The sequence below is a fragment of the Pontibacter sp. LHS1 genome (assembly GCF_058932855.1).
The window spans coordinates 264,054-290,125 of sequence record NZ_JBZYWF010000005.1; the positions used below are offsets into that span (position 1 = coordinate 264,054).

General features: G+C 51.8%; 18 protein-coding genes. 3 read left to right on the forward strand and 15 right to left on the reverse strand.

All coding sequences use genetic code 11. From position 1 onward, the window contains the following. Positions 1-5: 5 nt before the first annotated feature. From AC5FXQ_RS12360 to AC5FXQ_RS12405, 10 genes are all read right to left on the reverse strand, one after another. On the reverse strand, positions 6-251 hold the full coding sequence (locus AC5FXQ_RS12360) for a hypothetical protein (RefSeq protein ID WP_493602734.1): 246 nt from the start codon (positions 249-251) through the stop codon (positions 6-8). A gap of 120 nt (positions 252-371) precedes the next feature. Beyond that, positions 372-3,104, reverse strand: coding sequence for an alpha-L-rhamnosidase-related protein (locus AC5FXQ_RS12365; protein WP_493602735.1), 2,733 nt, complete (start codon positions 3,102-3,104; stop codon positions 372-374). Between the two features lie 578 nt (positions 3,105-3,682). Then, positions 3,683-4,876 (reverse strand): aldose epimerase family protein, encoded by a 1,194-nt coding sequence (locus AC5FXQ_RS12370; protein ID WP_493602736.1) that lies wholly within the window; start codon positions 4,874-4,876, stop codon positions 3,683-3,685. Between the two features lie 3 nt (positions 4,877-4,879). Then, complete coding sequence (locus AC5FXQ_RS12375) at positions 4,880-6,454, reverse strand: alpha-amylase family glycosyl hydrolase (protein WP_493602737.1); 1,575 nt, start codon at positions 6,452-6,454, stop codon at positions 4,880-4,882. Between the two features lie 348 nt (positions 6,455-6,802). After that, positions 6,803-9,271, reverse strand: coding sequence for a glycoside hydrolase family 31 protein (locus AC5FXQ_RS12380; RefSeq protein WP_493602738.1), 2,469 nt, complete (start codon positions 9,269-9,271; stop codon positions 6,803-6,805). Between the two features lie 145 nt (positions 9,272-9,416). Continuing rightward, positions 9,417-10,418 (reverse strand): SusE domain-containing protein, encoded by a 1,002-nt coding sequence (locus AC5FXQ_RS12385; RefSeq protein WP_493602739.1) that lies wholly within the window; start codon positions 10,416-10,418, stop codon positions 9,417-9,419. 114 nt (positions 10,419-10,532) lie between these two features. After that, the gene (locus tag AC5FXQ_RS12390) at positions 10,533-12,158 is read right to left on the reverse strand and encodes a RagB/SusD family nutrient uptake outer membrane protein (protein WP_493602740.1); all 1,626 of its coding nucleotides are present in this window, start codon (positions 12,156-12,158) and stop codon (positions 10,533-10,535) included. Positions 12,159-12,169: 11 nt separating this feature from the next. After that, the gene (locus AC5FXQ_RS12395; protein WP_493602741.1) at positions 12,170-15,475 is read right to left on the reverse strand and encodes a SusC/RagA family TonB-linked outer membrane protein; all 3,306 of its coding nucleotides are present in this window, start codon (positions 15,473-15,475) and stop codon (positions 12,170-12,172) included. A gap of 15 nt (positions 15,476-15,490) precedes the next feature. Continuing rightward, the gene (locus AC5FXQ_RS12400) at positions 15,491-16,525 is read right to left on the reverse strand and encodes a FecR domain-containing protein (protein ID WP_493602742.1); all 1,035 of its coding nucleotides are present in this window, start codon (positions 16,523-16,525) and stop codon (positions 15,491-15,493) included. A gap of 141 nt (positions 16,526-16,666) precedes the next feature. Beyond that, positions 16,667-17,230 carry an RNA polymerase sigma factor gene (locus tag AC5FXQ_RS12405; RefSeq protein ID WP_493602743.1) on the reverse strand — a complete coding sequence of 188 codons (564 nt, stop codon included), beginning with the start codon at positions 17,228-17,230 and terminating at the stop codon, positions 16,667-16,669. A gap of 216 nt (positions 17,231-17,446) precedes the next feature. Between AC5FXQ_RS12405 and AC5FXQ_RS12410 the strand changes: the two genes are divergently transcribed. Then, positions 17,447-20,266, forward strand: coding sequence for an alpha-amylase family glycosyl hydrolase (locus tag AC5FXQ_RS12410; protein ID WP_493602744.1), 2,820 nt, complete (start codon positions 17,447-17,449; stop codon positions 20,264-20,266). A 98-nt stretch (positions 20,267-20,364) separates the two neighbouring features. Here AC5FXQ_RS12410 and AC5FXQ_RS12415 read toward each other — a convergent pair whose 3' ends face one another. The 3 genes from AC5FXQ_RS12415 to AC5FXQ_RS12425 all read right to left on the reverse strand — a co-directional run bounded on the left by AC5FXQ_RS12415 (position 20,365) and on the right by AC5FXQ_RS12425 (position 22,890). Then, positions 20,365-21,810, reverse strand: coding sequence for a M48 family metalloprotease (locus AC5FXQ_RS12415; protein WP_493602745.1), 1,446 nt, complete (start codon positions 21,808-21,810; stop codon positions 20,365-20,367). Between the two features lie 136 nt (positions 21,811-21,946). Continuing rightward, a complete protein-coding gene (locus tag AC5FXQ_RS12420; RefSeq protein WP_493602746.1) occupies positions 21,947-22,588 on the reverse strand; it encodes a dioxygenase family protein in 642 nt (213 codons plus the stop codon). A gap of 5 nt (positions 22,589-22,593) precedes the next feature. After that, the gene (locus AC5FXQ_RS12425; RefSeq protein WP_493602783.1) at positions 22,594-22,890 is read right to left on the reverse strand and encodes a GNAT family N-acetyltransferase; all 297 of its coding nucleotides are present in this window, start codon (positions 22,888-22,890) and stop codon (positions 22,594-22,596) included. 148 nt (positions 22,891-23,038) lie between these two features. Between AC5FXQ_RS12425 and AC5FXQ_RS12430 the strand changes: the two genes are divergently transcribed. After that, the gene (locus AC5FXQ_RS12430) at positions 23,039-23,926 is read left to right on the forward strand and encodes a hypothetical protein (protein ID WP_493602747.1); all 888 of its coding nucleotides are present in this window, start codon (positions 23,039-23,041) and stop codon (positions 23,924-23,926) included. 172 nt (positions 23,927-24,098) lie between these two features. Beyond that, positions 24,099-24,560: a DUF4268 domain-containing protein gene (locus AC5FXQ_RS12435; protein ID WP_493602748.1), complete on the forward strand. Its 462-nt coding sequence runs from the start codon at positions 24,099-24,101 to the stop codon at positions 24,558-24,560. A gap of 7 nt (positions 24,561-24,567) precedes the next feature. On the opposite strand, the gene AC5FXQ_RS12440 is transcribed toward AC5FXQ_RS12435, so the two are convergent. Next, positions 24,568-24,804, reverse strand: a complete 237-nt coding sequence (locus AC5FXQ_RS12440) for a DUF3820 family protein (RefSeq protein ID WP_493602749.1) — start codon at positions 24,802-24,804, stop codon at positions 24,568-24,570. 377 nt (positions 24,805-25,181) lie between these two features. Then, the gene (locus AC5FXQ_RS12445) at positions 25,182-26,042 is read right to left on the reverse strand and encodes a bestrophin family protein (RefSeq protein ID WP_493602750.1); all 861 of its coding nucleotides are present in this window, start codon (positions 26,040-26,042) and stop codon (positions 25,182-25,184) included. Between the last annotated feature and the right edge of the window lie 30 nt (positions 26,043-26,072).

Sequence of the window (26,072 nt, forward strand, 5' to 3'; positions counted from 1 at the left end):
GCAATTTATACCTGCGCGGCTTCGATTTGCTTTACCAGCTCTTCGTCCGATACAGACTCGATCCAATCTTTTGTTAATTGTAGCCGCACCGTCTGGGCGCCGCCGCCTGGCGTGCAGACTACAGTCACTTTGCCGTTTTCACCTTCTGCCTTCTCAGCAGCCCTTTCTGCATCTTCTTTTGCTAAACTGCTGTAGGCCTGCACGCAGGTCCAGGTGGTATTGTCTGTGCTGGTTACTTCTCTTTGTGTCATCGTTTAAATTTAAAGGTATAGGCTATACTGGCTTTTTTTGAAATAAGGTGCGGCTAGGACAACAAAGCCCCGCCTGATCTCGAGCAGGCGGGGCTTTCCAGTTGCCAATAAAGGCTCAGATTACTGCACCCGGATCATACGCAGGTGGTCGATCATGGCTTGATTGATCTCACCGTTCATGTTCTCGTTTTGTGGCTCGAAGGTAAGTGACAACTGGTGAGTACCTTTCTCGAGCTGCACCCATACCTTGTTGGTATAGCCCCAGTCGCTCCACTCGCCGATGCCTCGCTGCGGCAGCACGATGGTGCCTGCCATTTGCTTGCCTATGCGAAGGGTGCGGATGGCTGCTTTGTTGTTGGTGTTGATCGGGCCGTTGCCATTGGCGTAGCGGAAGTCAATGGCGTACCAACCTGCCTGTGGCGCATTCACTTTAAACGTGATGGTCGTATTGACCTTCTTGCTTACTTCCACGAAGCCCTTGCCGGTGAAGCCTTTGTAAGGTTGTCTGGCTGGCGTAGCTGCTGTCTCGGCTTCGTATACCTGATCCAGCGCCGCGGGGTATACCGGGACAGGTTCGCTGGCGAAAGAGCCGTAGCCTGCTGCGTCCGTTGCGATTACCTGGTATTCAGCATAGCCGTCGGCCTGCACCGCTATACCTGTTTGAGTGGTTTCCTGTAGAGGCTTACCGTTACGGAGCACAGTATAGTTCACCGCACCCTCCACAGGCTGCCAGCTGAATTTGCCATTGGTATAGCTAGCAGTCGGAGCTGGAGGCGTCACGTGGTGGGCTACTTTGTTCTGGCTGCCTTTGTCGCTTATTTCGTCGGAGAGCACGATCTGCACTTTATGCTGACCGCTGAGGTTGGCAGGTATAGCAGCGTCTTCAAGCGGTTTACCGTCCAGCGTAATGCTACGGATGCTATTGCCAAAGCCCTGCATTTCGATGTCGAGTACGGCGTTTCTATACCTGAAATTACTTAAACGGCGGCTGCCTTTGTATACCTCTGGTACAAAGGGTTTGAACACCAGTCGATCTGTCTGAAAGTCCATGCCGAAAAGCAGTTTATAGGTCATGCCAAGGTATCCGGCCACACTCCAAAGCTGACGGTCGGAGTTAACCTGCGTGCCGGCATAGTCGCCGTTGCTGGCCACGAAGTTTTCTTTGTTGGTGAGGAACAATGCAGCAGGACGGTAAATGGCGTTCAGGCTCTCCAAAGTGGCGGTTTCGTTACCGGCTTTGGCGGCGGCCAGCGTCCAGTAAGCCTGCACAAAAGGCCAGATGCCGTTGTTGTGGTAAGGCGGAATGTTCGGGATCTGTGGGAAGATGCTCGGAACACCAAAGTCGTATACCGGCGTGTTAGCTACAACTCTTTTGGCTCTGTCCGCATCCGCTATACCAAACAGCACAGTCAGCGCCTCACCCAGTGCCTCGGCTCTTGGCGAAAGCGACAGGTAATTGCGACCATAGAGGTACTGCCCGTAATAGCCTTTTTCCTCCTGCCATAGCTGCTGGTTTATACCTTGTTTGATGCGTTCGGCCAGTTGACTATACCTGTCAGCCGCCTGCGTATCCTGCAGCATCGTCGCCATTTGGCTCAACAGCCCATTGGCCTGATAATGAACGGCATTCGTGCCGAGGTTTTGCGAAGCGTAGATATCGGCCGGCTGCATCCATTTCGGGTAGGTTTGCTCACGCCAGTCCAGGAACGAGGACTCGCCGCGCATCATGTTTGTTTTTTGATCGAAGGCGTTGAGCAAATCGTCTTCCATCGAGTTGCGGATGATCTCGTACGATTCGCGCAGCCAGTTCTTGTCGCCGGTCACGGTGTAGATTTCCCATGCGGCTGTGGCCCATACAATCCGGTCGGTCGACACGGGGTAAGCGCCGCCTGTACCTGTGTCCTGAATGATGCGCTGATTCTTCACTTTGCGCATCAGACTTTTGCGGGCTATCTCCGGCTCAATGGCAGCCAGTCCCAAAATCAAACTGTAGCTGATGTCGCGGGTCCACACGCCGGCCCACTCTTTGCCTGTCCTGAAAGTGCTGTCTTCCTCGATATTCTTCACCACTTCCTCCAGCGTCAAGTTGTATAGCGCATCTGTTATTACATAGTCGGATTTGTACTGCGGATAGTGGTCGATGGGTGAACTCAGTTTCCAGTGAGAAGCTGTGAATTTCTCTTCACGGTGCGCGTTCATGTTGAGCGTCACTTCATATATGCCGTCGCCGTCCGGGTCTTCCAGCTCCATCCCTTCACGACTTGCCAGGTTGTCGAAGTCCCAGGTGAGAGGAGAGGAGTTGCCAGCGATGTATACACCCTTGAAATCGTCTTTATATACCTTGCTGCCGTTGTAGGCAGTGTAAAAGCCTTGCTTCTCAAAGGCCTGCAATACCTCACGCATATCAACCCGTACCGTCAGCGGTGTGTTCGGCGGCAGAAATGCCTTGGCAGGTGCCGGCTCAGTAGCTTTCAGCTGTTGCCCGAATTTGATGATCGGCGTTTCACAGCTACCGCCTTCTTCGGCCAGACACACAAATTGGTGGTCCATACCCGGCGGCATCTCGTTGTCCTTGCTGTTGATGCTGAATTTGAAGAGCACCTCCGGAGACTGGAACTCGTTTGCTGGACTCTGATAGCTCGAGGTGATCTCGGTAGGGGAGAGCGCCTTTGCTACATGATCACCTTGGACCACGCGGTCGGGGTAGATGCTGTATGCTTGGGATTGCCAGATTGCCTGATCGGTGCTGACCGTTTCAGTTGTTGTGCCGGTGTCGGGTTGCTGTGTTTTGCAGGCAGTTGCAGTTAGAATGACTGCTAAGCCTAAGGTATGTAAACAATAGGTTTTTTTCATATTCGATGCTTATACTATATATACCTGCGCTTTACTGATTGCAGGTTTAGCAACTTTTTTTGTTCTAAAGCTTGGCCTGTCCGGCCGGGACCTACTTTTTTCCTTGATGAAAAAATTGAGGGCCCCTACCCCCAGTAGGCAAAAAAATCAAGAAGCTCCTTTCTCGGGGCCCCCTACCCCCACTCGCTGAACGCTCTTGACAGGGGGACCCCTTCACCCCCAACAGTGGAGCGTCAAAAGGTGCACCTGGCGAGCGAGATTTGTTGCATAGCTCAAGTGCAAGTTACCTTTTCAATGCGTGTCAGTGGGCCGTGTCAGGAGCAACTATGATTATACCTGAAAAGTGGCAGTTACTGAAACTCCCCGCCTTGGTTAAGGAGGGGCAGGGGTGGTTTGACCCGGTATTGCAAAAAATAATCTACAGCGCTTGTACCTTAAAACTGGTAGTAGCAAAAAGTCCCCCTCCTGTTTTTAGGAGGGGCTAGGGGAGGTGATTCTCATCCCGGGAGGAGCGGGGTCAGGTTTCATCATGCACTGGCATCCTATCAATCCTTTAATCCCCTAAATCCTGATTCTGACTACTCCTTCACCCCAAACTTATACATCGTCGTCTCACTGTACTTCTCGCCTGGCCGGATGATACTTGAAGGGAAGCTTTCCTGATTCGGGGAATCGGGGAAGTGCTGGGCTTCGAGGCAGAGGCCGGCGTAGCGGTTGTAGGTCGTGTGGTTGTGGCCGGTCAGGGTACCGTCCAGGTGGTAAGCAGTGTAGAACTGGATGCCGGGTTGCGTCGTGTGCACTTCCATCACGCGACCTGTGGTTGGTTCTTCTACCGTTGCGGCATGTACCAGTTTTTCGCCTCCGTTGCGCACCACGTAGTTCAGATCATAGCCGTAGCCTTGCAGATTGTCGATGCGCTCTCCAACACGGGTTGGTGTGGTGAAGTCGTAAGGCGTGCTTTTCACCGGAGCCAACTCACCGGTAGGTATAAGCGTTTCGTCTGTCGCTGTGAACTGGTCTGCGTTGATCGTAACGATGTGGTTGAGGATGTCCTTTTCCTTGCCCGCGCTTAGGTTGAAATAGCTGTGGTTGGTTAGGTTAACCGGCGTGGCTTTGTCGGTCGTAGCTTCGTAGTCGATCTTCAGGGCGTTAAAACCCGTCAGGGTATAGGTCACCACCACGGTCAGGTTGCCTGGATAACCCTCTTCACCGTCCTTACTCACGTAGGTCAGCCGGATTGCGTTTTGCTGCTGCAAAGGCTCAGCCTGCCATACTACCCTGTCGAAACCGGTAATGCCGCCATGCAGGTGGTTGGGCGCATTGTTAGTAGCCAGGGTATATTCCTGCCCGTCCAGCGTAAATTTGCCTTTCGCAATGCGGTTAGCATAGCGGCCCACAATGCCACCAAAATGCGGATCGTTGGGTACGTAACCATCCACATTGTCAAAACCGAGCGCCACTTCCCCCAGGTTGCCTTCGCGATCCGGCGTCTGAATCGATGTGACGATCGCCCCATAATTGGTGATCTTTACGGTCATGCCATTATCGTTGGTCAGGGTATAGAGCTGCACTTCCTGCCCGTCGGGGGCGGTGCCAAAGGGTTCTGATTTTATTTCCATCGTGCTTGTTTCTGCTGTACTTGTGGTTTGCTCTGTCTGGCTGTCGTTGCCAGAGCAGCCCATCAGGCAGGCGGTACTCAGGCTTCCGAAAAGAGCGAGCATACCTAAGGTACGGCGAACTTTATACTCGGGCATATTCTTTTTGCTGTTCATGGGTTACTTGCTGAGGATGATGGAGCTATAAGCCGGTAGTATGACTGTATTGCTATTCAGTTTGGCAGCATTGTACTGATGTACCAGCTTGCTGTGCTCCTGCAGACTGGCAGGTATAGGGACACTCACTTCTTTGCCAGAGAGGTTATGCAGCACCAGCACCGACTCGTCGGCTGTTGTGCGCAGAAAAGCACTCACTGCCCTGTTCTGCATATTCACAGGTTCCAGTTCTCCGCGAGTCAGGGCGCTACTGCTGTTGCGAAGCTGAATATAGGCTTTATAGTGGTTCAGAAGCGAGTTCGGATCCTTGGTCTGCTGCGCCATCGGCTTTACGTTCTGCTCGGTACTGTACTCCGGGGTCACCCAACTGGTGCGGCAATCGTCATTGGCTTTGGTATCCCACAGGAAAGGCTCCCGGATCTGCTCGTCCGGCTTCTTGCCCTGCATCCCGATCTCTTCGCCATAGTACACATATGGAGAACCTGGCAATGTGAACAACAACGCAGCCGCAACTTTGGCCTTATTCACATCACCATTTACCTCGCTCATGATGCGGTTCTGGTCGTGATTACTCAGGATAGTGGCATCCACAAAATTTGGATTCACCTGCTCGTATGTGTTAATGATGCGGTCATGGTGGATGGCTAGGGAATCGCCGTTTCCTGTCTTCAGGGCATCAAGTATCTTCCAGCTCATTTCGAAATTGAACAGGGCGGGAAGGCCTTTGGTATAAGGAGCCACTACATCTGCCTCTGCCCATACCTCACCTACCAAGTATACATCCGGTTTTACTTTTTGCATTTCGGCCCGGAACTCCTCCCAGAAAGCATGGTTGTCAGCGGGTCTGTCATCCGGGAAAATGTGGCGTGCTGCATCCAGTCGGAAGCCGTCTACACCAACTTCCTCGAGCCAGTAGCGACCGATCTTGTATACCTCCTGCCGCACCTTCGGATTGTCGAAGTTGAGGTCAGGCATGCCGCCCCAGAAGTAACCGAAATACTTATAGTCGCTTCCTTTCACCTCGTGCCACTGGTGCACGTTGTGAGAGTCGTCGCCTGTGGTTTTTCCCTCGCCTTTGGTCTGCGGATCGTCTTTGTGCGCCCACACATAATAGTCGCGGTAAGGACTTTTCTCGTCTTTAGCCGCCTCTAAAAACCAGGGGTGCTGGTTGCTTGAATGATTCACCACAAAGTCAATTACGACCTTTATGTTCCGCTTGTGCGCCTCCTCCAGAAAATTCTTGAAATCCTCCATCGTGCCGTAATCCGGGTGTATGCCGGTATAGTCGGTCACGTCGTATTTGTGGTAGGAAGGAGAGGGGCTCATGGGCATCAGCCAAATGCCTTCTATACCTAGCTCAGCCAAATAATCGAGCTTAGAAGTCATGCCCTTGATGTCGCCAATGCCATCATTGTCCGAGTCGCAGAAGGACTGCACAAAGATCTCGTAGCTTACACCGTGTGGCCATTCATTGGCAGTAGTAACAGGTTGGCTGTCCGGTTGGCTTGTCGAGCTGCAGCCAGTCGCCAGGTATAGCGCAGGTATAAGCAGCAGGTGATGCAGGTTTAGTTTTTTCATGGTTGTTTGTATTTACCCCACCCTCCGCTAATAACAGGAGGAGGTAGGAATGATTTTTTGGTTTAAACACAGAGCTTTTGATTGCTCCAGTTGCGTATGCTTTCGTAACCCAAGCCCTCGCTCGTCTCTGGCGAGTGTAAGCTATTTGGTGGCGTTCCGCTAACTGTGCCGGAGATACACATTACAGCGGCCGGAATCCGCAGGATAGCTCACACTCGCGGGACGCGAGCGAGGGTATATAGTCCCCTTCGGCGGGGGCAGAGGGATGACAATCGTGCACGAGAATCCTGTAAATCCTGAAATCCTGTAAATCCTTGGGGTAGGGGCCCTATGTACAGATTCAGACAATTAATACCCCACCGTAAATCGCCCATTATCATTCCGCACAACCATACTGCGCACTTTGTACCCAATTTGTGGATTAGCAGTGCCTTGCGGGTCGAAGCGGGAAACCGGATCGATGAACGACGCGAAGTCTTCCTGCACGGTGGCACGCTTGCCGTTGAACTGGAATCGGGCCTTGGCATCAAAGCCGTGCAGCATTACTTTCACATGGTTGAACTTCGTCTTGAAGTTACCTTCCACATCACCAAACGTAATGGTTTTGCGGCGTGGATCGTAGGTGATGGTGCGCTTGTAGAAGGCGCCTTTCTCGTAGTCGTAGCTTTCGCCGTCGTCTTCGTAGTACACAAAGCTGTTGGCCACGTCGCCGCGGTATACGTGGATGGTCAGCGTGTCAGTTGGCATCTCACCAGTGTGCTGCACAAGCGACTGCATCGGGATGATGCTGCTTTCCTTCACGTAGATTGGCAGCTTGTTGTATTGCACTCCAACCATCTCCTCGCGGTTGCCCTGCTTCAATTCACCGGTCCAGAGGTCGTACCACCTGCCGCGCGGGAAGTATACCTTGCCGTAGTTCTTGCTGCTCTCAAACGGCATGATCAGGAAGGCTTTGCCGAACTGGAACTGCGAGTCGAACTCACCGTTGTATACCTTGTCGTCGTGGGTATAATCGATAGCCAGGGTGCGCATCAGCGGCTGACCAGTCTGTGTGGCCTCGTACATGTTGGAGTAGATGTACGGCATCAGGCGGTAACGCAGGTTAATGAAGTTACGGGCAATCTCAGTCACCTCTTCTCCAAAAGCCCAGGGCTCAGCAGAGCGGGTGTTCACGCCGGTGTGGTTACGGAAATAAGGAGTGAAGGCTCCCAACTGAATCCAGCGGGCAAAGAGACCAACCGGCGCATTGCCGGTAAAGCCGCCAATGTCCATAGCCGAGAAGGCCACACCGGTTACGCCCAGGCTGTTGAGCAGGCGTATACCTAAGAGCATGTGACTGTCTTCTGCGCGGTTGTCACCTGTCCAGATGGCGGAGTAGCGCTGAGAGCCGGAGTAGCCGGCACGGGAGAGGATAAACGGCCGCTTGTTCTGCATGTGCTGACGGGCGCCTTCGTAGCTGGCGCGGGCCATTTGCAGGCCGTACACGTTGCGACCTTCCTTGTGCGTGGTCATGTTGCCTTCGAAGTTGAAGAGCACGTTGTTCGGCATCTTCTGTCCCCAGGTGGCGATCTCGTTCATATCGTTCCAGAAGCCATCTACGCCAGTCTCTGCAAAGAACTTAAGCTCTTTTTTCCACCACTCACGGCCTTTCTCGCTCGTGAAATCCGGGAAGTGTGTCCAGCCCGGCCATACCTCACCGGCGTAGTACTTGCCGTCCGGGTATTTTAGGAACACATCGTCTTTCACACCACGTTCGTAGGCGCCGTAACCTTCTTCGATCTTAATGCCCGGATCCACGATCACAGTAGTGCGGAAGCCCATGTCCTTGAGCTTTTTGTTCATGCCGGCCGGGTCCGGGAAGCGGCTTTTGTCCCAGGTGAAAAGCTTGTAGGCATCCATGTAGTGAATGTCCAGCGTGATGCCGTCGGCAGGTATACGCTTCTCACGCAGGGTCTGTGCGATGCGGAACACCTCTGTCTCCGGGTAGTAGGAATAGCGGTTCTGCTGGTAACCCAGGCTCCAGAGCGGCGGTAGTTCTATGCGGCCGGTCAGGAAGGTATAGCTCCCGATGATGTCGGCCAGTTTGGTGTGGTAGAAGAAGTAGTAATCCATCTCGCCGCCCTGTGCCCCGAAAGAGGAGAAGCGGTCGTTGCTGGCCCCGAAGTTGAAATCACTCTGGTAGCTGTTGTCGAAGAAGATGCCGTAGTTCAGTCCGCTGTGGATGCCGATGTAAAAAGGAAAAGTGGTATAAAGCGGGTCCTGGTTGGTGGTGTAGGCATAGGCGTCGGTATTCCAGTTGGTGTAGCCGCTGCCACGACGGTCGAGCCCACCGGTTTTCTCACCCAGCCCAATGAAGCGCTCGCCTTTCTGCATCTTTTTGTAGGTGGTCACTTCCTCCCCAATCCAGGAGGTGGTCAGCCCTTCTTCGTCCTGGTTGATCACTTTACCGTCACGTGTCAGGAAAGCAACAGAGAATGGGTTTTTGGTAATGCGCGCCTGCAACGAGTCGGTCTGGATGGTGACTTCCTTGTCGTTTTGCGTGATGTTCACTTTGGTTTGCTGCGGCTGTGTAACCACAGCGTAAGAAAAGTCTTTGCCAAGCGGCTGCTTGTCCATACGCACACGCACCACGGTCGGGGTATAGACCGTCACCTCCACGTGGTTATTCCGGTCGGTGGTCAGGCTTACTTTCTGTCCGGAGATGTTGACATTGTTCACGGAGCCGACTTCTCTGATCGGGCTGTTCTGCGCATGCGACGGCAGGTATAGCGACGTGGTCAGCAGGAGGGCAGCCAGCGCTTTGTAGAAAATCTTCATAGGGAGATTTTTGCTGAAAGGTTGAAAACAAAAGGTCTTTATATAGCAAACCCGGCCAAGCGGAGTAGCCTGCCGGGTTTGCTTAGTTTAAAGGTGCAGTTCGCAGCAGTATGCTTCAGTAAAGTCTATGCGCGAGCTTCGCATCTTAAAGCTTGGTAAGTGTGTAAGTGTAGTTACCCGGATTAGCCAGATTCAGAATTACTTCGTACTGACCGGCCTCTTCTACCTTGATGTTGGCTGCGCCATACTCCAGACTGGCGTCGGCGTTGTCGTCGCCAAAGTTGATATCCCAGGCGTCATTTGCTCTGAACTTGATCTCACCCACTGTCAGGTTCAGTGTGGCTTTCCATACCTGCTCAGTAGCATCGTATGTCAGGTCCTTGTCATTATCCCAGCTGCCTGTCGCGTCACCAATTACACCCCAGCTTGTTCTGATGGCTTCCCAGGTCATCTGGTTGGTGTTCGCCTTAAGCAAATAATAGCCTGCGCCGTTCACAACTAAATTGTCTCCTTTTTCTGTCAGCGTGCCTTTGTTGCCACTGCTGGTGCCGCCAAAGTCATTATTCCAGTTAGGTTCCGGGTTGAATTTGAAGTTGGTTTGCGCCTCCGGGAAGTTCACGTAACCTTCGTACACACCGTTGTCATTCACAGACGACACCTTCGGTGCAGTACCCGGGTCCCAGCCCTGGTGGCTGCCCGGCACCCACAGCGACACGTACTCGATGATGTCGAGGAACGGGGTTACGTTGAAAGAAATTACGTTGGAATAGGCTGGTGTTACACTCTCTGCCACAGAAGATCGGACACGTGCCTGTATGGTGCCTTCGTTGTTTGGCGCCAGACCCAGCTGCGTAGCCAGGGTGTTCAGCTCAGCTACGGTCAAGGTTCTGCTCGTCGTTCCTGGTGTTGCTTCTATTTCTCTGGCCTCCTCAAAGTCACCACCTTCTGCAATAAACTGCAGGGTATAGGTAACAGCTGCCTGGTAGCCATAATCAGCGGCTGTCCAGTTCATGGTTATCGCATCTTCCCCCTTGGTTTCTGCTGTCAACTCCACGCTGTTTTCAGTGGCAGCAAGGGTAGGGGCAGCGCCAGGTCGCAGTACCAGCCGCTCTTCGTCTTTCTCGCAAGAGAACAGCACCAGCGACATAAGGCACAGGGTAAATAATTTATTTATCGTGCTTTTCATATTTGATCATTTCAAGATGTGATGTATCTATCCGGAAGCTGGCCGCAGTAGAGATCAGCTTCCGGTCTTTTCAGATTATCGTGTATAGCCCGGGTTCTGTGTCAGGTTCGGGTTGGCGGTCAGGTCAGTGCTTGGGATCGGGTACAGTCTGCGGAATTCCTCCACGCCTCTGCCTTCCGGAACGGCACCTTTCCATGGCCACACATAAGTATCCGAAGTGAACCGGTTGAAGCGGATCAGGTCTGTTCTGCGGTGACCTTCCCATTTCAATTCACGGGCACGCTCGTTGATGATGAAATCGAGTGTCAACTGCCCCTGGCTGATCGCACCGCCGTTGCCTCTCACATTGCCGGCTGCATCCGTGTAAGCACGACGGCGCAGTTGGTTCACATAGTCCAGCGCGTCAGCAGCAGAACCACCACCGCCACGCAGCACAGCTTCTGCATACATCAGGTATACATCAGCCAGTCGGAACATCGGGAAGTCAGTGTCCGGGTGGTTGCCACTTGGGTCAGAGCCTGCCTGACCCGCTCTGTTCACGTTTTTGAATTTCGTGATCGGGTAACCATCCGTGAAAGTGAAAATGTCAGCGATCTCGAGGTTCTGGCCGTCTGTGTGGAACATGGCGCGCTCATCCGGTGTGGCATTGGTGCTAGGGAAGAGCTCCACAATGTTTTTGGTGGTGCGCAGACCGCCCCAGCCACCATTGATGCCAAAAGCAGCTGCGTTCATGTTGCCACCCACCGGTGCGTGCACCAGGTAGGTCATACCGCCCCAGGTAGTGGTGCGCATACCGTCGAAGGTGATCGGGAAAATGATCTCGCTTGAGGTATGGTTGTCAGCCAGGAACAGGTGGTTATACTCTGCCTCCAGCTGGTAGCGACCCGAATCAATCACGCGGCGGGAGTAGGTCACAGCATCGGCATAACGGCCCTGGCCGGTGTAAACCTCCGCATTCAGGTATAGCTTGGCAAGCAGCGTCCAGGCTGCTGCCTTGTCAGCTCTGCCGTATTCGAATCCGGGATCTCCCAGTTCACTTTCGATGGCCAGCAGCTCGCTCTCCACATAGTTAAACAGGTCGGCGCGTGTCGTCTGCTCCGGGAAGAAAGAACCTACGCGGTCCTGCTCTGTTACGAATGGCACGTTACCGTACAGGTCGAGGGCGTGCCAGTAGCTCAGGGCGCGCAGGAAGCGGGCCTCGGCACGGTAGCGTCTCGCTTCCTCCAGATTAGCGCCTGTAATGCCACGCTCGCTCAGAAGACCGTCCTGCGTTTCGCGGATGAACTCGTTGGTGAGCGATACCTGGTAGAAAATTCGGTTGTAAAGCGCACGCAAAAACTCGTTGGCCGGCGTCCAGTCCATGTCGTGGAGGTCGCGCAGGGTACCGTCGTTCCAGGCAATGATCGCCTCGTCAGTCGATAGTTCCTGGGCCTGCCAGTACTGGCGAAGGTAGTTCGAGAAGCCCTCGTCGATACCGCTGATGTCAGGACGGCCGGCAGGACCCTGCTGACCCGTCACCGCATAGCCGGCATACATTTTAGCCAGGATGCTTTTGTAGTTGGCGAAGTCGCGGTACACGTTAGCCGATACTACATCGTACTTCGGCTCTATGTCCAGACTGTGGTCGCAGGAAGCAGCTGTCAGGGAAAAGACGCCTGCCAGTGCTATGTTTCTTATGGTTCTGAAATTCAGAGTTTTCATGATAGGATGGATTAAAGATTAACAGTCAGACCTAAGGTATAAACACGCGGCCTAGGGTAGAAGTTATTATCTATACCGTTGGCGATCTCAGGATCAAGACCGTTGTATTTGGTGATCACAAACAGGTTCTGGATGTTGGCGTTCACGCGCAGATTCGCTTTCTCGTTAAAGATGCGGCCCACGTTGTAGCCCAGGTTGATGTTCTCCATGCGCAGGAACGAGGCGTTCTCCATGTAGTAGTCGGAGAACAGCTGGTAGTTCATGAAGTTGGTCTCCAGCACATTTGGCGATACATTGGTCAGGTAGCCCGGGAACATAAAGGAGCGGTAAGCGCCATTGTTGGAGTACACGTTGTTATACATGTAGTTGCCCACGCTGCCACGCATCACCAGGCCCAGGTCGAAGTTGCCGTAGGTCAGGTTGGTGTTGAAGCCCAGGAAGAAGTCAGGCTCCGGCTTTTTGTAGCGGTAGCGGTCAGATTCACTGATCACACCGTCGCCGTTCAGGTCGGCATACAGGCCTTCGATCGGGTTGCCCTGCTCGTCATATACCTGCTTGTATACATAGAACACATCCGGTGCATAGCCTACCGTTCTGATCTGGATGTTGTTACCCACACCACCGGCGATGCCGCCTACAGGGTAGCCTTCAAAGTTAGGATCTTCGATCTTGCTCAGGTTGGTGATCTCACGCTTCTGATAAGTACCGTTGATGCCGATGCTCCAGTTCACTTTCTCATTGTCTATAGCCACAAAGTTCAGGGCTGCTTCCAGACCCCTGGTCTCCAGGTTACCTACGTTTGTGATCAGCTCATTCACCAGGTTGGTGCCGGCCGGAATCGATACAAGGGCCAGCAGGTCACGGGTGTCTTTGAAGAAGTAGTCAAGGCTACCGTTCACTCTGTTGTTAGCGAAACCGAAGTCTATACCCGCATTGTAAGTGGTCGTTTCTTCCCACTTTAGGTTCGCATCATAACCTTCCGGACGGAGCAGGTTGTAAAACTGGTTACCGAACTGGTACTGTGCTGTGTTGTCACTCACTGTGTAACGGGCCAAGTATGGGAAGTAGCGGTTAGATACCCCTATGATATCCTGCTGACCTGTAACACCTACACCTACACGCAGTTTCAACTCAGATACAGCTCTAGAATCTCTTAGGAAAGCCTCCTCATTGATTCTCCAGGCCAATGCCAGCGCAGGGAACGTGCCCCAACGGACTTCGTCACCAAAGCGTGAAGTACCATCACGACGCACTGTAGCTGTCAGGATATAGCGATCCAGTAACACGTAATTGAGTCGACCAAAATAAGACTTAAGGCGGTAGATGTCATTTGTCGGTAGTCCTGGCTCCAGGTCGCTGAGCGGAGTGCCCTCTGCATCAGTTGGGATAAACTGTGGGCTTTCGTTTTCAAACTCCTGGAAAGAGTAACCGGCCGTCGCATCGATGCGGCTGTTAATGCCCGTCAGGTCTTTCACATAGTTCAGGTAGAAGTCAGCCAGTGTGTTTTTCTTCTCCTGCTCGTACTCCGTTCTTCTGCCATTGTTTGGAGCCTCCGGAGCAAAGTCAGCTGGATAGAAAGTAGAGCCGCTGCTGTTGGAGCGGTCAAAACCCAGATTCAGGTTGGCTCTAAGGTCAGGCAGGAAGTGGAGCTTGTAGTCCAGCTGCACGTTACCAATATGGCGTTTTACTTCGCCGCGGTCGTCACGCTGCTCCAGCATACTCACCGGGTTGCGGGTAGCCAGCGGATTGTAGCGTCCGTTGGCATCCAGCCACTGGAAGTAACCACCAAACTGATCGCTGCCAGACAGCACAGGCTGCGTCGGGTCCATGGCCACGGCCGCCCCGATGGCGCCTTCGTCAGCAAACTTACTATTGGTGATGGCTCCCTTGTAGTTCAGGTTTACTGTCAGGTGGTCGTCCAGGAAGCGCGGGCTCAGGTTTACACCGATCGAGCCACGCTTAAAGTTACCCGTGCGCAGCACACCATCCTGGTTCAGGTAGCCCAGCGACACACGGTAAGGCAGCATGCCCACAGCGCCACCCACACTCAGGTTATTGTCAGTGGTATAGGCTGTCTGGTAAATCTGGTCCTGCCAGTCGGTGTTGGCGTTGCCGAGCAGTGCGATCTGCGAAGGCGTGCCCTGCTCATTTACTACCCCGCGGAACTCGTCAGCTGAGAGTACGTCTACCGTTTTGCCCACTTTGGAAAGTGAGTGCTGCGTTGTAAATGTAACACCAAGCTTCTGACCGACAGTGCCTTTTTTGGTGGTGATGATGATCACACCGTTGGAGGCACGTGATCCATAAATGGCTGTGGCTGAAGCGTCTTTCAGAATGTTGAAAGACTCGATGTCATTCGGGTTAAGGAAACTGAGCGGGTTGGCAGAACCTGATACATCAGAGTTGTCCAGCGGCACACCGTCAATCACGATAAGCGGATCATTGCTGGCATTCAGGGAACCACCGCCACGGATGCGGATGCGGCTACCAGCGCCTGGCGCACCACCGTTTGGTGTGATCTGTACACCGGCCACTTTGCCCTGGATCAGTTGCTCAGGCGTCGTGATCTGGCCCTGTACAAAGTCTTCAGAAGTCACCTGTGTTACAGCGCCCGAAATATCGGTTTTGCGCTGGGTACCATAACCCACCACAACCACTTCCTGCAGCGCCTGCGCGTCGGTGCGCATGGTCACGTTCACCGTAGACTGATTGTTAATGGCTACTTCCTGTGTTGTATAGCCGATGAAGGAAAACACAAGCGAACCACCAGAAGCCGGCACAGGCAGGGTGAACTCTCCGTTTGCGTTGGTTGAAGTGCCGCGGGTGGTGCCTTTGAGCACAACCGTCACGCCTGGCAGTGTTTCGCCGTTCTCGTCTACTACACGGCCGCTTACGGTTACATCCTGTCGTACTTCCGTGCGAGGCTTGGCTACGACGGTTGTTGCGGTGGCTGCGGCAGGACGTGCTTTCGAGATGATGTAAACGCCTTTTACCTTCTTATACGCCAGGTTATTGCTGGCCAGGGTAGTGCCCAGGAACTCGTCCACATTCTGTACGCCGTTCTTTTGCTCCGGCACGATCAGTTGCAGGTCATCGGCCAGGCTTGCCTGGTAAGAGTACTGTATGCCGTGCGAATCTTTCAGCTCGCTGAGCAAATCCTTGAGCGACTTGGCCGTCAGGGCCTGTCCGGAGGTGTGGTTCACTGCAAGGTTCGGACCCGGGCCCGGATAACCCTGAGCGGTCCCCGGTACCTGGAAGCAGCACAGCGCTACTGCCAGACCCAAGGATCGTAGTCTCTTGGTAGATTTATTTGACATAGATATGAGGTTAATTTATAGTGAGCTTATGTATATAGTTTTCTCTTTTTGGGTCACCTTCAGGTCAAAGGTCTCTGCCAGCGTGTTGACAATGTCTTCCGGGCCTTTTACTTCCAGAAAAGCAGTGACACGCTGCTCCGAGAGGGCCTGGCTGCTAAACTCCAGCCTGTAGCCATACTGATGCTCCACGAGTGCGCCTACTTCACGCAGGGTATAATTGTCGAAGTATACCTTGTTATGCTGCCAGGCAGTGTACAGGTCCGGATCTACACGCCGATGGCTAAAGCCGTGCGCTTCAGATACTGTTATTAGATCGCCGGGTTGCATCTCCAGCTGTTTTGTTTTGCCATGTAGTGTGGTGCTCAGTTTCACTTTGCCGCTGGCCAGTACAACACGGTCTTCCTGATCGCGGTCGTATACGTTAAATTCCGTTCCCAGTACATTTATTTCGGTGCCTTTGCTGGTTGTTACGATAAACTGCTGTCTGTTAGCCTGCTGTGTTACCGAGAAAAAAGCCTCGCCGCTCATCTGTACGGTTCGGGGCTCATCTTCTTTCCATTTTTTAGGAATAGTTATACTGGAGTTAGCGTTAAGTACTATTACGGATTTGTCAGAAAGTTGGATAATCTGCTTCTCGCCATAGGTCGTGGCGTAAGTTACCGGCTCGGACCTTTGGAGGGTGAAAAGCAAGGCAGTAGCAGCCAGCAGAACGACGATAACAGCCGCTGCAGACAGCCAGGTGCTGCGGGTATAGCCCCACAGGGAAAGCACGCGTCCGCCATCATTTCCACTTTCCCTGTCCTGCTGCATGGCCTCCTGCAACTGCTCCCACACCAGCGCTGCATCTTCATCACAGCTGTGGTCAGCAGCCTGTTCCTGCGAGAGCAACAGCACCAAACGACGCGCCTCCGCCAGTTCCTGCGCCTTTTCAGGATACTGCTCCGCTACCTGTGTCCAGTACAAGGTGCTTTTTTGCGTAGGGTATTTTACCCATTGTATAAAGTCATGGTCAGCTGCCAGTTCGGTTGCAGTAGCTGTTGCGTAGTTCATGTCAGGCGTTTATTTGATGCGGTTTCAGCGTTTATGTGTGCTCTATATACAATAGCCTGCTACTCCGGATTTTATCCCTTCTGTAAGCGAAAAAAAATAAAAAATTTTCTAAATATTTGTGAATAAGCCAGATAGATGGCTTTAAAAGAAGAGTGTGAGGAGCAGGAGGGTACTGTTATGCAGCAGTTGCTGCAGGCGGGCTATGGCTTTATAAGTCGTCTTGTACACGGAGTCCTGCCCGATGTCCATGATGGCGGCAATCTCCTCGTACTTGAGGTTGGCGTAGTACTTCAGGAAGATGACTTCCCGCTGCCTGGCCGGGAGCTGTGAAAGCAGCTCTGAGATCCGCTGGCGCGTCAGTTCTGCCGTCTGCAGTTGGATCAGGGTCTGCTCGTGGGAGTCCTCCAGCGCAAAGTGGTAGTTTTCAGGTAAGGATTCGTGCTGTTTGGCGCGATTGCCCCTTTTGATGATCTCGTTGCGGATGGATTTGAGGAGATAATGCTGCACATTGGCAGGGCTGCCGATGGATTCACGGCTTTTCCAGAGCGAAAAGAACACCTGTTGCAGACAATCGCGTATAAGCTCCTTGTCAGGCGTGATCCGGTTGCCGTAGCGCAGCATGATGGGAGCAAAATGACGGTACAGCAGCGAAAAGTCGTCTTCGCTTCCTGCTTTAAACCTACTCCAAACTTCCTGCTCGTCCATGCGCGATTGCACCGTTTTTGAAACGGAGTACAACAATTATATTAGAATTTAATCGAAAATCATACCTTTAAGCTCTGAAAAATATACAAACTTATCTAGTGTTATAACACTAAAACCAGGACAAAGGCATATTTTCAGGGAAATGTGAGAACTGTCTCTTGTGTCTCGTACCTGCTGCTATACTTCTGAATTCCTTTTATCTATAAAATCCCCTTTATGGCAAACCAATACCTCTACCGCTTTGTAGTGCTTTTTGTTTTCCTGTCCGGTATAGCCTGGCGGGTGCAGGCGCAGGCCGTGCAAACGATACCTGAGTTTCCCAACGGCGATGAGGAGATCACTCTCATATTCGACGTGAAGCAGTCCAAAGATGGCCGTGCCACCGGGCTGCTGAACAAGACTGACGATGTGTACCTGTGGTCAGGCGCGGGCACTGTGGGGTCGACTGATGCTTTTCAGTACCAGCCAGCCGGGCAAACGAATTTTAACCAGCCTTTCAATCCGGGCAAGATGACCTCACTAGGAAACGACCGCTGGCAGATCAAGCTCACGCCCCGAACTTACTTTGGAGTACCAGCCGGGCAAACCATCGATAAGCTGGGACTACTGCTTAAAAACGGCAACGGCACCGCTCAGACCGAAGACTTTATCATTCAGATCTACGACGGAAGCCTGCAGATAGCCTTGCGCGAACCTGAGCAGCGAAACTTCTTCGTCGATGCCAACAGTGCTATACCTGTGCGCGCTGTCATATCGTCGAAAGCCAGTGTAACGGTAAAGCTCGACAATACGGTAGTGTATAGTTCCAGCGATGTCGACGAAGTACAGACCAGTATCAATGCGGGCAACCAGGCGGGTGTGCAGCGCACTGTGACCGTAGAAGCAAAGCTGGGTGATGCCACGGCAACTGAAAGTTTTTCCTTCCGGGTGAAGCCACAACCAACTGTCGCAGCGCTGCCAAACGGAATGCAGGATGGCGTAAACTACACCGGAGCAACCAGCGCCACCCTGGTGTTGTATGCACCTCACAAAAGCTTTGTGTATGCCATTGGAGAGTTTAATAACTGGGAGAGCAGACAGGAACACCTGATGAAGCGCACCCCCGACGGCAACCGCTACTGGATCGAACTGACGGGCCTGCCAATCGGGCAGGAGGTAGCCTACCAGTACCTGGTGGACGGTGTGCTGGCGGTGGCCGACCCTTACACTGAAAAGATCCTGGACCCGGCTATGGACCAGTACATACCTGCCAGCACTTACCCTAACCTGAAGGCTTATCCGGAGGGGGCGGAAGGAATCGTATCGATTCTGCAGACAGACCAGGAGGACTATACCTGGAAAGTGACCGACTTCCAGCGGCCTGACCCGGAGAACCTGGTGATCTATGAACTGCACGTGCGCGATTTTATCGCGGCCCGCAACTACCAGACGCTGACCGACACCCTGACTTACCTCAAAAGACTCGGCATAAACGCCATTGAGTTGATGCCGGTCATGGAGTTCTCCGGTAACGATTCCTGGGGATATAATCCGATCTTCTTTTTTGCGCCCGACAAAGCCTATGGTACCAAGAACGACCTGAAAGCTTTTATAGACAAGGCGCATGAAATGGGCATTGCTGTGATACTGGACATCGTGCTCAACCAGGCCGATTACGAGTACCCCTATGTAAAAATGTACTGGGACGGCAACCAGCCGGCTGCCAATAACCCGTTCTTTAACCAGCGGGCCACGCATCCTTTCAGCGTGTTCTTTGACTTTAACCACGAGAGTGAAGCCACCAAAGCCCTGGTGCAGCGCGTGAACCGCCATTGGATAGAAGAGTACAACATCGACGGCTACCGCTTTGACCTTTCCAAAGGCTTTACGCAGACGAATACCGGCGAGAACGTGAATGCATGGAGTGCTTACGATGCCAGCCGCGTAGCCACCTGGAAGCGCATTTATGACGAGATCAGAAGCTACGATGAAACAGCTTATGTGATATTGGAGCACTTTGCCGATAACCAGGAAGAGAAAGAACTGTCCAACTACGGCATGATGTTCTGGGGTAATGTCAGCCACGACTACCGCAACATGGCTAAGGGCATACTGGCCAATCCGCAGAGCATATCCTATAAGAACCGCTCCTGGGAAAATCCCTACCTGATCGGGTACATGGAAAGCCACGACGAGGAGCGCATCATGTATGATGTGCTCAACTTCGGCAACCGAAACGGCAGTTATAATACCCGTACCCTGAGCACCGCCCTTGACCGTTCCAAATTGGCTGCTGCCTTTTTCTTTCCTATACCTGGCCCTAAAATGATGTGGCAGTTTGGAGAACTGGGATATGAGGTTCCAATAAACGAAAACGGGCGCACCGGTCAGAAGCCGATCCGTTGGGAATACCAGCAGCAGCCGGAGCGCCAGAAGCTCTACCAGGTATACGCCGAGCTGATCAAGCTGAAACTGAATGAGCCGGCCTTCAGCACCGATGATTTCGACCTTCAGCTGAATGGTCACGTGAAGCGCATCTCCCTTTTTCACGAGGACATGCGGGTATACATAATCGGTAACTTTGATGTGAAGGTACAGCCGGTCAATGCGAACTTTCCGATCGCCGGGGTGTGGTATGACTACTTTACGGGAAGAGAAAATAACATCACAGACCCTGGTCAGGCAATGGAGCTGCAGCCGGGCGAATTTCATATTTACACCACCAAAAAGCTCGAAACACCACAGCCTGGTCTGGTGCCATGGCAGGGACTGGTGCTCTCAGCTGAGGAAGAGCTGGCAGAAAGGGGCGTTACCGTGTACCCGAACCCCATGCAGGAGGCCACCCTGCTGCAACTGGAAGGTGACTATCGCGGACCAGTACAAGTGCAGCTAGTGGATATGACCGGTCGCCAGCTGCAGCAGGTTCGTTTCCTGAAGCATCAGCATAGCCACCAGGAGCAGCTAAGACTACAGCGTGTGCCTGCCGGTATCTACTATATGCAGGTAGAGCAAGGCGGTAAAAAGTCGGTGCATAAACTGCTGAAAGTACAGAACTAACCCAGGCTATGTATACCTGACAGCTATAGCTTAGACCAAAATAAAACGCTCTGCTTCCTAATGTGAAGCAGAGCGTTTTTTATACCTGCGTTTTATGCTTATTTTCTTACCACTTTGATCATCGTGCCGGCTGGCACCTGGTCGTCTAATTGCATGCCGTTTAGCACAGCCAGTTCGTTGTGGCGGGCGTCGGGCATGTTGTTGCTGCGCAAGGCCTGGGCCAGTGTAGTGGCTTTCGATACCGTTACAATGCGGATGCGCTCCGGCTGTCGGTTCAACTTATCAGGGTCAGACAGTTCACGGAAGCTCTGCATGCTGCTGCTGAACTGCTGAAAATACGTGTTGAAGTTTTGAGCCGTGGTGATGCCCATCAGGCTGTAAATGTTGCCCCCGTACTGTATAAAGTAGGTGAGTGTGCGCAAAGGCTGCTGTTGCTGTTGCTGTGGAGCAGGATCGGCCACTACCGCAATGGCAGGCAGTCCGTTCACGGTCACTTCCTTGCTTTCCACAGGCTGTAAGTTGTAGCGCTGCAACGACTGCTGGGCCGCCTCTGTTAAGTTTGCTCCGGGTGCCAGGGTTAAGACCATCACGGCGCTTCCGTCCTTAGGCCCCATCTGCACCTGCTGCGGGGAATTCTGGTAACCCCAGTTGGCCGGCATGCTATACTGGAACTTCAGCACAGGGTGGTAGAAAACGTTGTTTTCCACAAAGCCCTGCTTCGGGTCTTCTCCATAGATGAGCCCATCAATCATTTTGAGGTAACTGTTGCGATTGATCTGTGCTTTGGTCAGATTTTGTTTCTTCTTTTCTTCCGCAGCCAGTTGGTGCACGGTGTTGTAACGGTCACCCGGGTCGGGGTGGGAGGAAAGGAAGGAAGGCAGCGCTTGTCCGCTTTCTTCCTGCTTACGCTGGAGCGTGAGGAAAAAGTCAGCCATTTCTGTGGCATCGTAGCCAATCTTAGTCGAGTATTCCACTCCCAGTCGGTCTGACTCACGCTCGGCATCGCGCCCGTACTTGAGCATCAACAGCCCGAGTCCCTGCGACACCTCCTGGCCATACTGCGCCACTGTAGGCGACAGGATCATGCCGAGTAAAAGGCCGCCCTGTGCCAGTATGGACTTGCTTTGTTGCTGGGCAGAATGGCGTGCGGTGATGTGCCCGATTTCGTGACCAAGCACCCCTGCAAACTGCGCCTCGTTGTTGAAGTGTGCCATGATGCCGCGCGTGAAATACACGTAGCCACCCGGCACGGCAAATGCGTTGATCACAGGTGAGTCTACGATCTTAAACTCGTAGTTGAGGTTGCTACGGTGTGAGATCTTGGCCATTTGCTGGCCTTTCTCGCTAATGAAGCGCTGCAGAGCCGGGTCTTCGTATAGTCCAAACTCTGCTACAATTTGTGGGTCCGCTTCCTTACCGAGCGCTATTTCCTGGCTCTCTGACATGAACATCACGTCTTTCTTGCCCGTTACCGGGTTGGTCTGGCAGGAACTGCTTATAAGGAACACGGATGCCAATAATCCGGATATTATGTTCTTTCTCATTGTTTTATCTTTTTAGGCCTCCTTTTGCTACCTCAAAGCTTGGGTATATCGCAGAGGCTGAATATGTAACAAGCAACGATAATACAATTTTTAAGTTGCAGAAACTGCCCTTCAGGCACCGGTAGGCAATTTTTTACTAAGGGGTGTAGTCAGGTATATGAAGCCCCAGGGTGATATCTCTGTTCGCAACAAAGATATCACCCTCCCGCTGTAAGGTCACGATGCCGGAGCCTCCACGTTCAGGTCTCTCCCTGCGGATTTTGGGAGTCAGCAGCGGATCGCCATCGAAGAGATAATCATCCAGGTAGTACTCGTTTTTGTCTGGCTCCTTCACCGTGATGTGTATATGGGCCGGCTCTGATCTGGAGGGGTAGGTGCCGGGCTTGGTGGTATAGAACGTATACCTGCCATCAGTACCTGTCCGTACCCAGCCGCGCAGATAACCGTGCCGCCTGGCCCAGCCTTTTTCATCGCCTTTGGTGGGGTATATTCCTGTGTTATCGGTATGGTAGATGTACAGGATGACATCCGGTGCGGGTGTTTTGCCATCGGACAGGTATACGGTGCCAGTTACTTTGAGCTTGTCTTGTGCCTGAGGATGAAAGCCCGGGAGTGTATCAGTTGGAGTAAGCTGCTTGTCACCATACTCGTGCAGTGCCTCACAGCCTTCGCAAGGACCTCCTACCTGCTGCGCAGGCTGCTGGGCTTCCCTGCTGTCCTGCGCCTGGCAGCTGGTACTCAGCACTAGTGTTAGCAATATGATAATTATCTTTCCCATAGGATCTATACCTTGTTACGCTCCATGTGAAAGATTGGATAGGGCTTGCCCAGACTATCATGCTCTGAGCGACCAATGATGTGAAAACCCATGCGCTGGTAAAATGTGACAGCCTGTGTATTTTGTTCATTTACATCTACCTGCCTCGCATGGCGCTCTTCCACAGCATACTGTACCAGCGTTTTACCGATACCTTTACCCCTGAACTCCGGAAGAAGAAACAGCATCTCGATTTTACCACCTGCTATACCTATAAATCCTGTGATACGGTTTTCACTGTTGCGGACGCATGCTAGTCCGATGACTTTAAGGTACTCTCACCGATTTACTCTATAGGCGATTCAAAACAATATTTTTTATGTTAATCTAATATATAATATAATTTTTACGTTTAATATGTAATCTTTATATTTTATTGAAAATCAATCTTTCGTCTGTAACTTATTGATTATGAAATCGAAACTTTACCTCATTTTGTTTTTATGCCTTTTCCTAGGTGCATGCGAAAAAGACCCAATTGTTGAAGAAGAACCGTTAGCAACTGATTGTTTGGTACAGCAGGTGATTAGCTATTATACTTCTGAGCAAAACAAGCAGCCAGAACACCGGATGAAACATGTTTTTTCTTATGATAACCAGAACAGGATTACGCAGGTTGTGCGCACCAGTCTGGAGAGCAGCACAGCAGATTATGAGGCTATTACGAACTACCATTATGATGACAAAGGAAGAATTGCTGAGGTGAGATTTACCAGTACTTATGATGGCCCTGGCAATGAAACGATCTATACTTATGAGTATAACGAGCAGGGGCAGTTACTGGTGAGGAGGGATTTCAGTGTAATTGTGGATTGCCCCACCATTGAACTTGCGAAAGTAGAATATATCTATGGAGACGCTAACGAGCCAGACTCATCAGCATTTCACTCTATGAGACCTTGGAGCGGACAAGATTTATTCCATAATTTATCATACAAATCTACTTATGCCAATGGTTTAATGACACGTCTAAAGACATATCCTATCGATCCGGAATTTCAATTTTTGCCCTACGAGGATGATATCAGGTATGACACGAAGAAGGCACCTTTCTCAGCAACCCCTGCGCAGCTTGCCTTTATGCTGCATTATGAAACTCGAGGTTTTGAGTTGAATTTGCCTCAGCTACATAATGTGACGAGCGTAACCAGATGGAGTGAAGATGGCCAGATAGCTTTTGCATACGATATACAGTATACCTACTCTGACACAGGGTACCCACTTACAGCACGGCAGAAATATTCACAAGGCAATTTTGTAGAGTATAACCTAGAGTATAGCTATACCTGCTCAAAGTGAGCTTATGGTTGATCAGGTAGGCATCTAAAGCCGATCTGTACCCTGCGCCGGCTGTTCCGTTTATCTTTGTCCCGGCTATCCTTTGGTTATACAATGCAGGAGCAGTAGTATCGGTACTACTGCTCATCAGTATACCTTGCTAATCAACCGGGCAATCGCCAATTTTGTGCTTATGTATACACGCGAACAGGCTTCAAAACTTAAACAGGCATTCTGGACGGCCTTCGGGCAGTATATGGCGCCGGTGCTGTCGGCAGAAGGCATGCCGACTAACTGGATCAATTACAAGACAGGCATGAAGCATGTGTACTTCCGCATGCAGGCTGATAAGAAACAGGCCTCCATCGCGATCGAGATGACGCAGCCTGATCCCGAAATTCAGCAAATGTTCTTCGAGCAGTTCGAAGCCCTGAAAGAGTTGCTGCATGATACGGTAGGAGAGGAGTGGAAATGGGACCTGCACACAGCTGATGAATACGGAAAAGAAGTGAGCCGTATTTACGTGGATCTGAAAGGAGTAAGTATTTTCAATCAGGATGACTGGCCGGCGCTGATCTCTTTTTTCAAGCCCCGTATTATAGCCCTGGATGCCTTCTGGAGCGACGCCAAATATAGTTTTGACGAATTACGGTAGTATAGCCTTAGCGCTGGCGGGCCTGACGCTTGAGAGGCTCCAGCAGATATTCAAGTCCGTTGAGCCTGATCTCGTAGAGAGTGGCCAGCAGCATACCCAGCTTGCCTGGCGGAAAACCCTCCCGGGCAAACCACTCCAGGTACGAAACCGGTAGGTAGCACAGCACTGTGTCTTTGTACTTGCCGAAGGGCATTTTCATTCGGACCAGTTCTGTGAGCATGGATGAGTCAGGTTGCATGGGCATGGCAATTTCCCCAAAGATAAGGTATAGCTGGCAAGCACAAAAAAAGCCTCCCGAAACGGAAGGCTTTTTATTTCATCATGGCAGGGTGATGTTACATTTCACTGTAACTACAGGTGTTTTCAACTTTAATCAAATTGTAATTTCTTCATTCTATGTAAATCTAAAATGTGTTGACCCAACCTGAAATAGCAAAATGTTTTTAGCCGTTTGGCTGCTTTGAATACGGGCTAATATTTGAAAAGATGCAGGTGAGCCTATTTTTATGGGAGGAAATATAAAGGAATCTGTGTAAAGTGCTGGAAAAGAGTGAAATAAATTTATGCAGCAGAATGTAATTATTTCATTGTCGCAAGAAGAGCCTAACGGGGCCAGAAGTTCTATTCCATGACTTCGCTTACATGCTTGCGGATGTTGTGGCATATCTGGTCAACAGGCAAATCATTTGGGTCAGTGCCGAATGGGTTTTCGATCTCTTCGGCAATCAGCTCCAGACTGGCCAGAGCATACAGAATCAGGATAACGACCGGTATGACGTAATAGCTCAGGCTGAACACCCAGCCAAAGGGCAGCGTCATGACATAGAAGAATATAAACTTCTTGATGAAGACGCTGTAGGTAAAAGGTATAGGCGTGTTCTTGATGCGCTCGCAGGCACCGCAGTGGTCTGTCAGGGCTCTGATGTCTTCGTTGAGCACGAGCATTTGTGCGGTGTCAATTTTCCCCTGTTTATACATGGTATTCAGGCGGACATACATGCCGGCTGCTACCTGGTTAGGCAGGTGTTTTTCTTTCTTCAGATCGAGCACGGAATCCAGCTCACGGAAATCCTCGTTTTCGCGCAGCAGGCATTTAAGTGCAAAGGCATAGTTCGGGATCATCAACCTGAAAAAGCGACGGTCGTCTTTGTCTGTCGCGATGGCCTGCAATTTGATAGCCAGGTTACGGGAACTGTTGGTAATACCACCCCATATCTTGCGGCCTTCCCACCAGCGGTCGTAGGCGGTGTTGGTGCGGAACACCAGCAAAAGCGAGATTACGAAACCCAGCACGCTATGCATCATGCCCACGTTCCGGATGTATTGTGTTTCAGAAAGGTTAAGGAAGTTTAACTCTACATAAGCAACCAGACCGGCATAAACGCCAACACCCAGCATAAGTGGCAAGAGTTTCCTGAAGGTGTCTGCCTTGGAGAAACGGAAGATAAATACGAACCAGTCTTTAGGGTTGTAGTTGATCATAAAAAGAAATCCGCTTAGCCCGTCCCTAAG

What these genes read in the sequence shown, in the direction of transcription:
- AC5FXQ_RS12415 (WP_493602745.1), bottom strand. Translation starts at nt 21,810, where the DNA reads ATGAGAAAGAACATAATATCCGGATTATTGGCATCCGTGTTCCTTATA.
- AC5FXQ_RS12390 (WP_493602740.1), bottom strand. Translation starts at nt 12,158, where the DNA reads ATGAAAACTCTGAATTTCAGAACCATAAGAAACATAGCACTGGCAGGC.
- AC5FXQ_RS12435 (WP_493602748.1), top strand. Translation starts at nt 24,099, where the DNA reads ATGTATACACGCGAACAGGCTTCAAAACTTAAACAGGCATTCTGGACG.
- AC5FXQ_RS12360 (WP_493602734.1), bottom strand. Translation starts at nt 251, where the DNA reads ATGACACAAAGAGAAGTAACCAGCACAGACAATACCACCTGGACCTGC.
- AC5FXQ_RS12420 (WP_493602746.1), bottom strand. Translation starts at nt 22,588, where the DNA reads ATGGGAAAGATAATTATCATATTGCTAACACTAGTGCTGAGTACCAGC.
- AC5FXQ_RS12405 (WP_493602743.1), bottom strand. Translation starts at nt 17,230, where the DNA reads ATGGACGAGCAGGAAGTTTGGAGTAGGTTTAAAGCAGGAAGCGAAGAC.
- AC5FXQ_RS12410 (WP_493602744.1), top strand. Translation starts at nt 17,447, where the DNA reads ATGGCAAACCAATACCTCTACCGCTTTGTAGTGCTTTTTGTTTTCCTG.
- AC5FXQ_RS12385 (WP_493602739.1), bottom strand. Translation starts at nt 10,418, where the DNA reads ATGTCGCTGGTGCTGTTCTCTTGCGAGAAAGACGAAGAGCGGCTGGTA.
- AC5FXQ_RS12400 (WP_493602742.1), bottom strand. Translation starts at nt 16,525, where the DNA reads ATGAACTACGCAACAGCTACTGCAACCGAACTGGCAGCTGACCATGAC.
- AC5FXQ_RS12445 (WP_493602750.1), bottom strand. Translation starts at nt 26,042, where the DNA reads ATGATCAACTACAACCCTAAAGACTGGTTCGTATTTATCTTCCGTTTC.
- AC5FXQ_RS12395 (WP_493602741.1), bottom strand. Translation starts at nt 15,475, where the DNA reads ATGTCAAATAAATCTACCAAGAGACTACGATCCTTGGGTCTGGCAGTA.
- AC5FXQ_RS12370 (WP_493602736.1), bottom strand. Translation starts at nt 4,876, where the DNA reads ATGAACAGCAAAAAGAATATGCCCGAGTATAAAGTTCGCCGTACCTTA.
- AC5FXQ_RS12440 (WP_493602749.1), bottom strand. Translation starts at nt 24,804, where the DNA reads ATGCCCATGCAACCTGACTCATCCATGCTCACAGAACTGGTCCGAATG.
- AC5FXQ_RS12375 (WP_493602737.1), bottom strand. Translation starts at nt 6,454, where the DNA reads ATGAAAAAACTAAACCTGCATCACCTGCTGCTTATACCTGCGCTATAC.
- AC5FXQ_RS12380 (WP_493602738.1), bottom strand. Translation starts at nt 9,271, where the DNA reads ATGAAGATTTTCTACAAAGCGCTGGCTGCCCTCCTGCTGACCACGTCG.
- AC5FXQ_RS12365 (WP_493602735.1), bottom strand. Translation starts at nt 3,104, where the DNA reads ATGAAAAAAACCTATTGTTTACATACCTTAGGCTTAGCAGTCATTCTA.
- AC5FXQ_RS12430 (WP_493602747.1), top strand. Translation starts at nt 23,039, where the DNA reads ATGAAATCGAAACTTTACCTCATTTTGTTTTTATGCCTTTTCCTAGGT.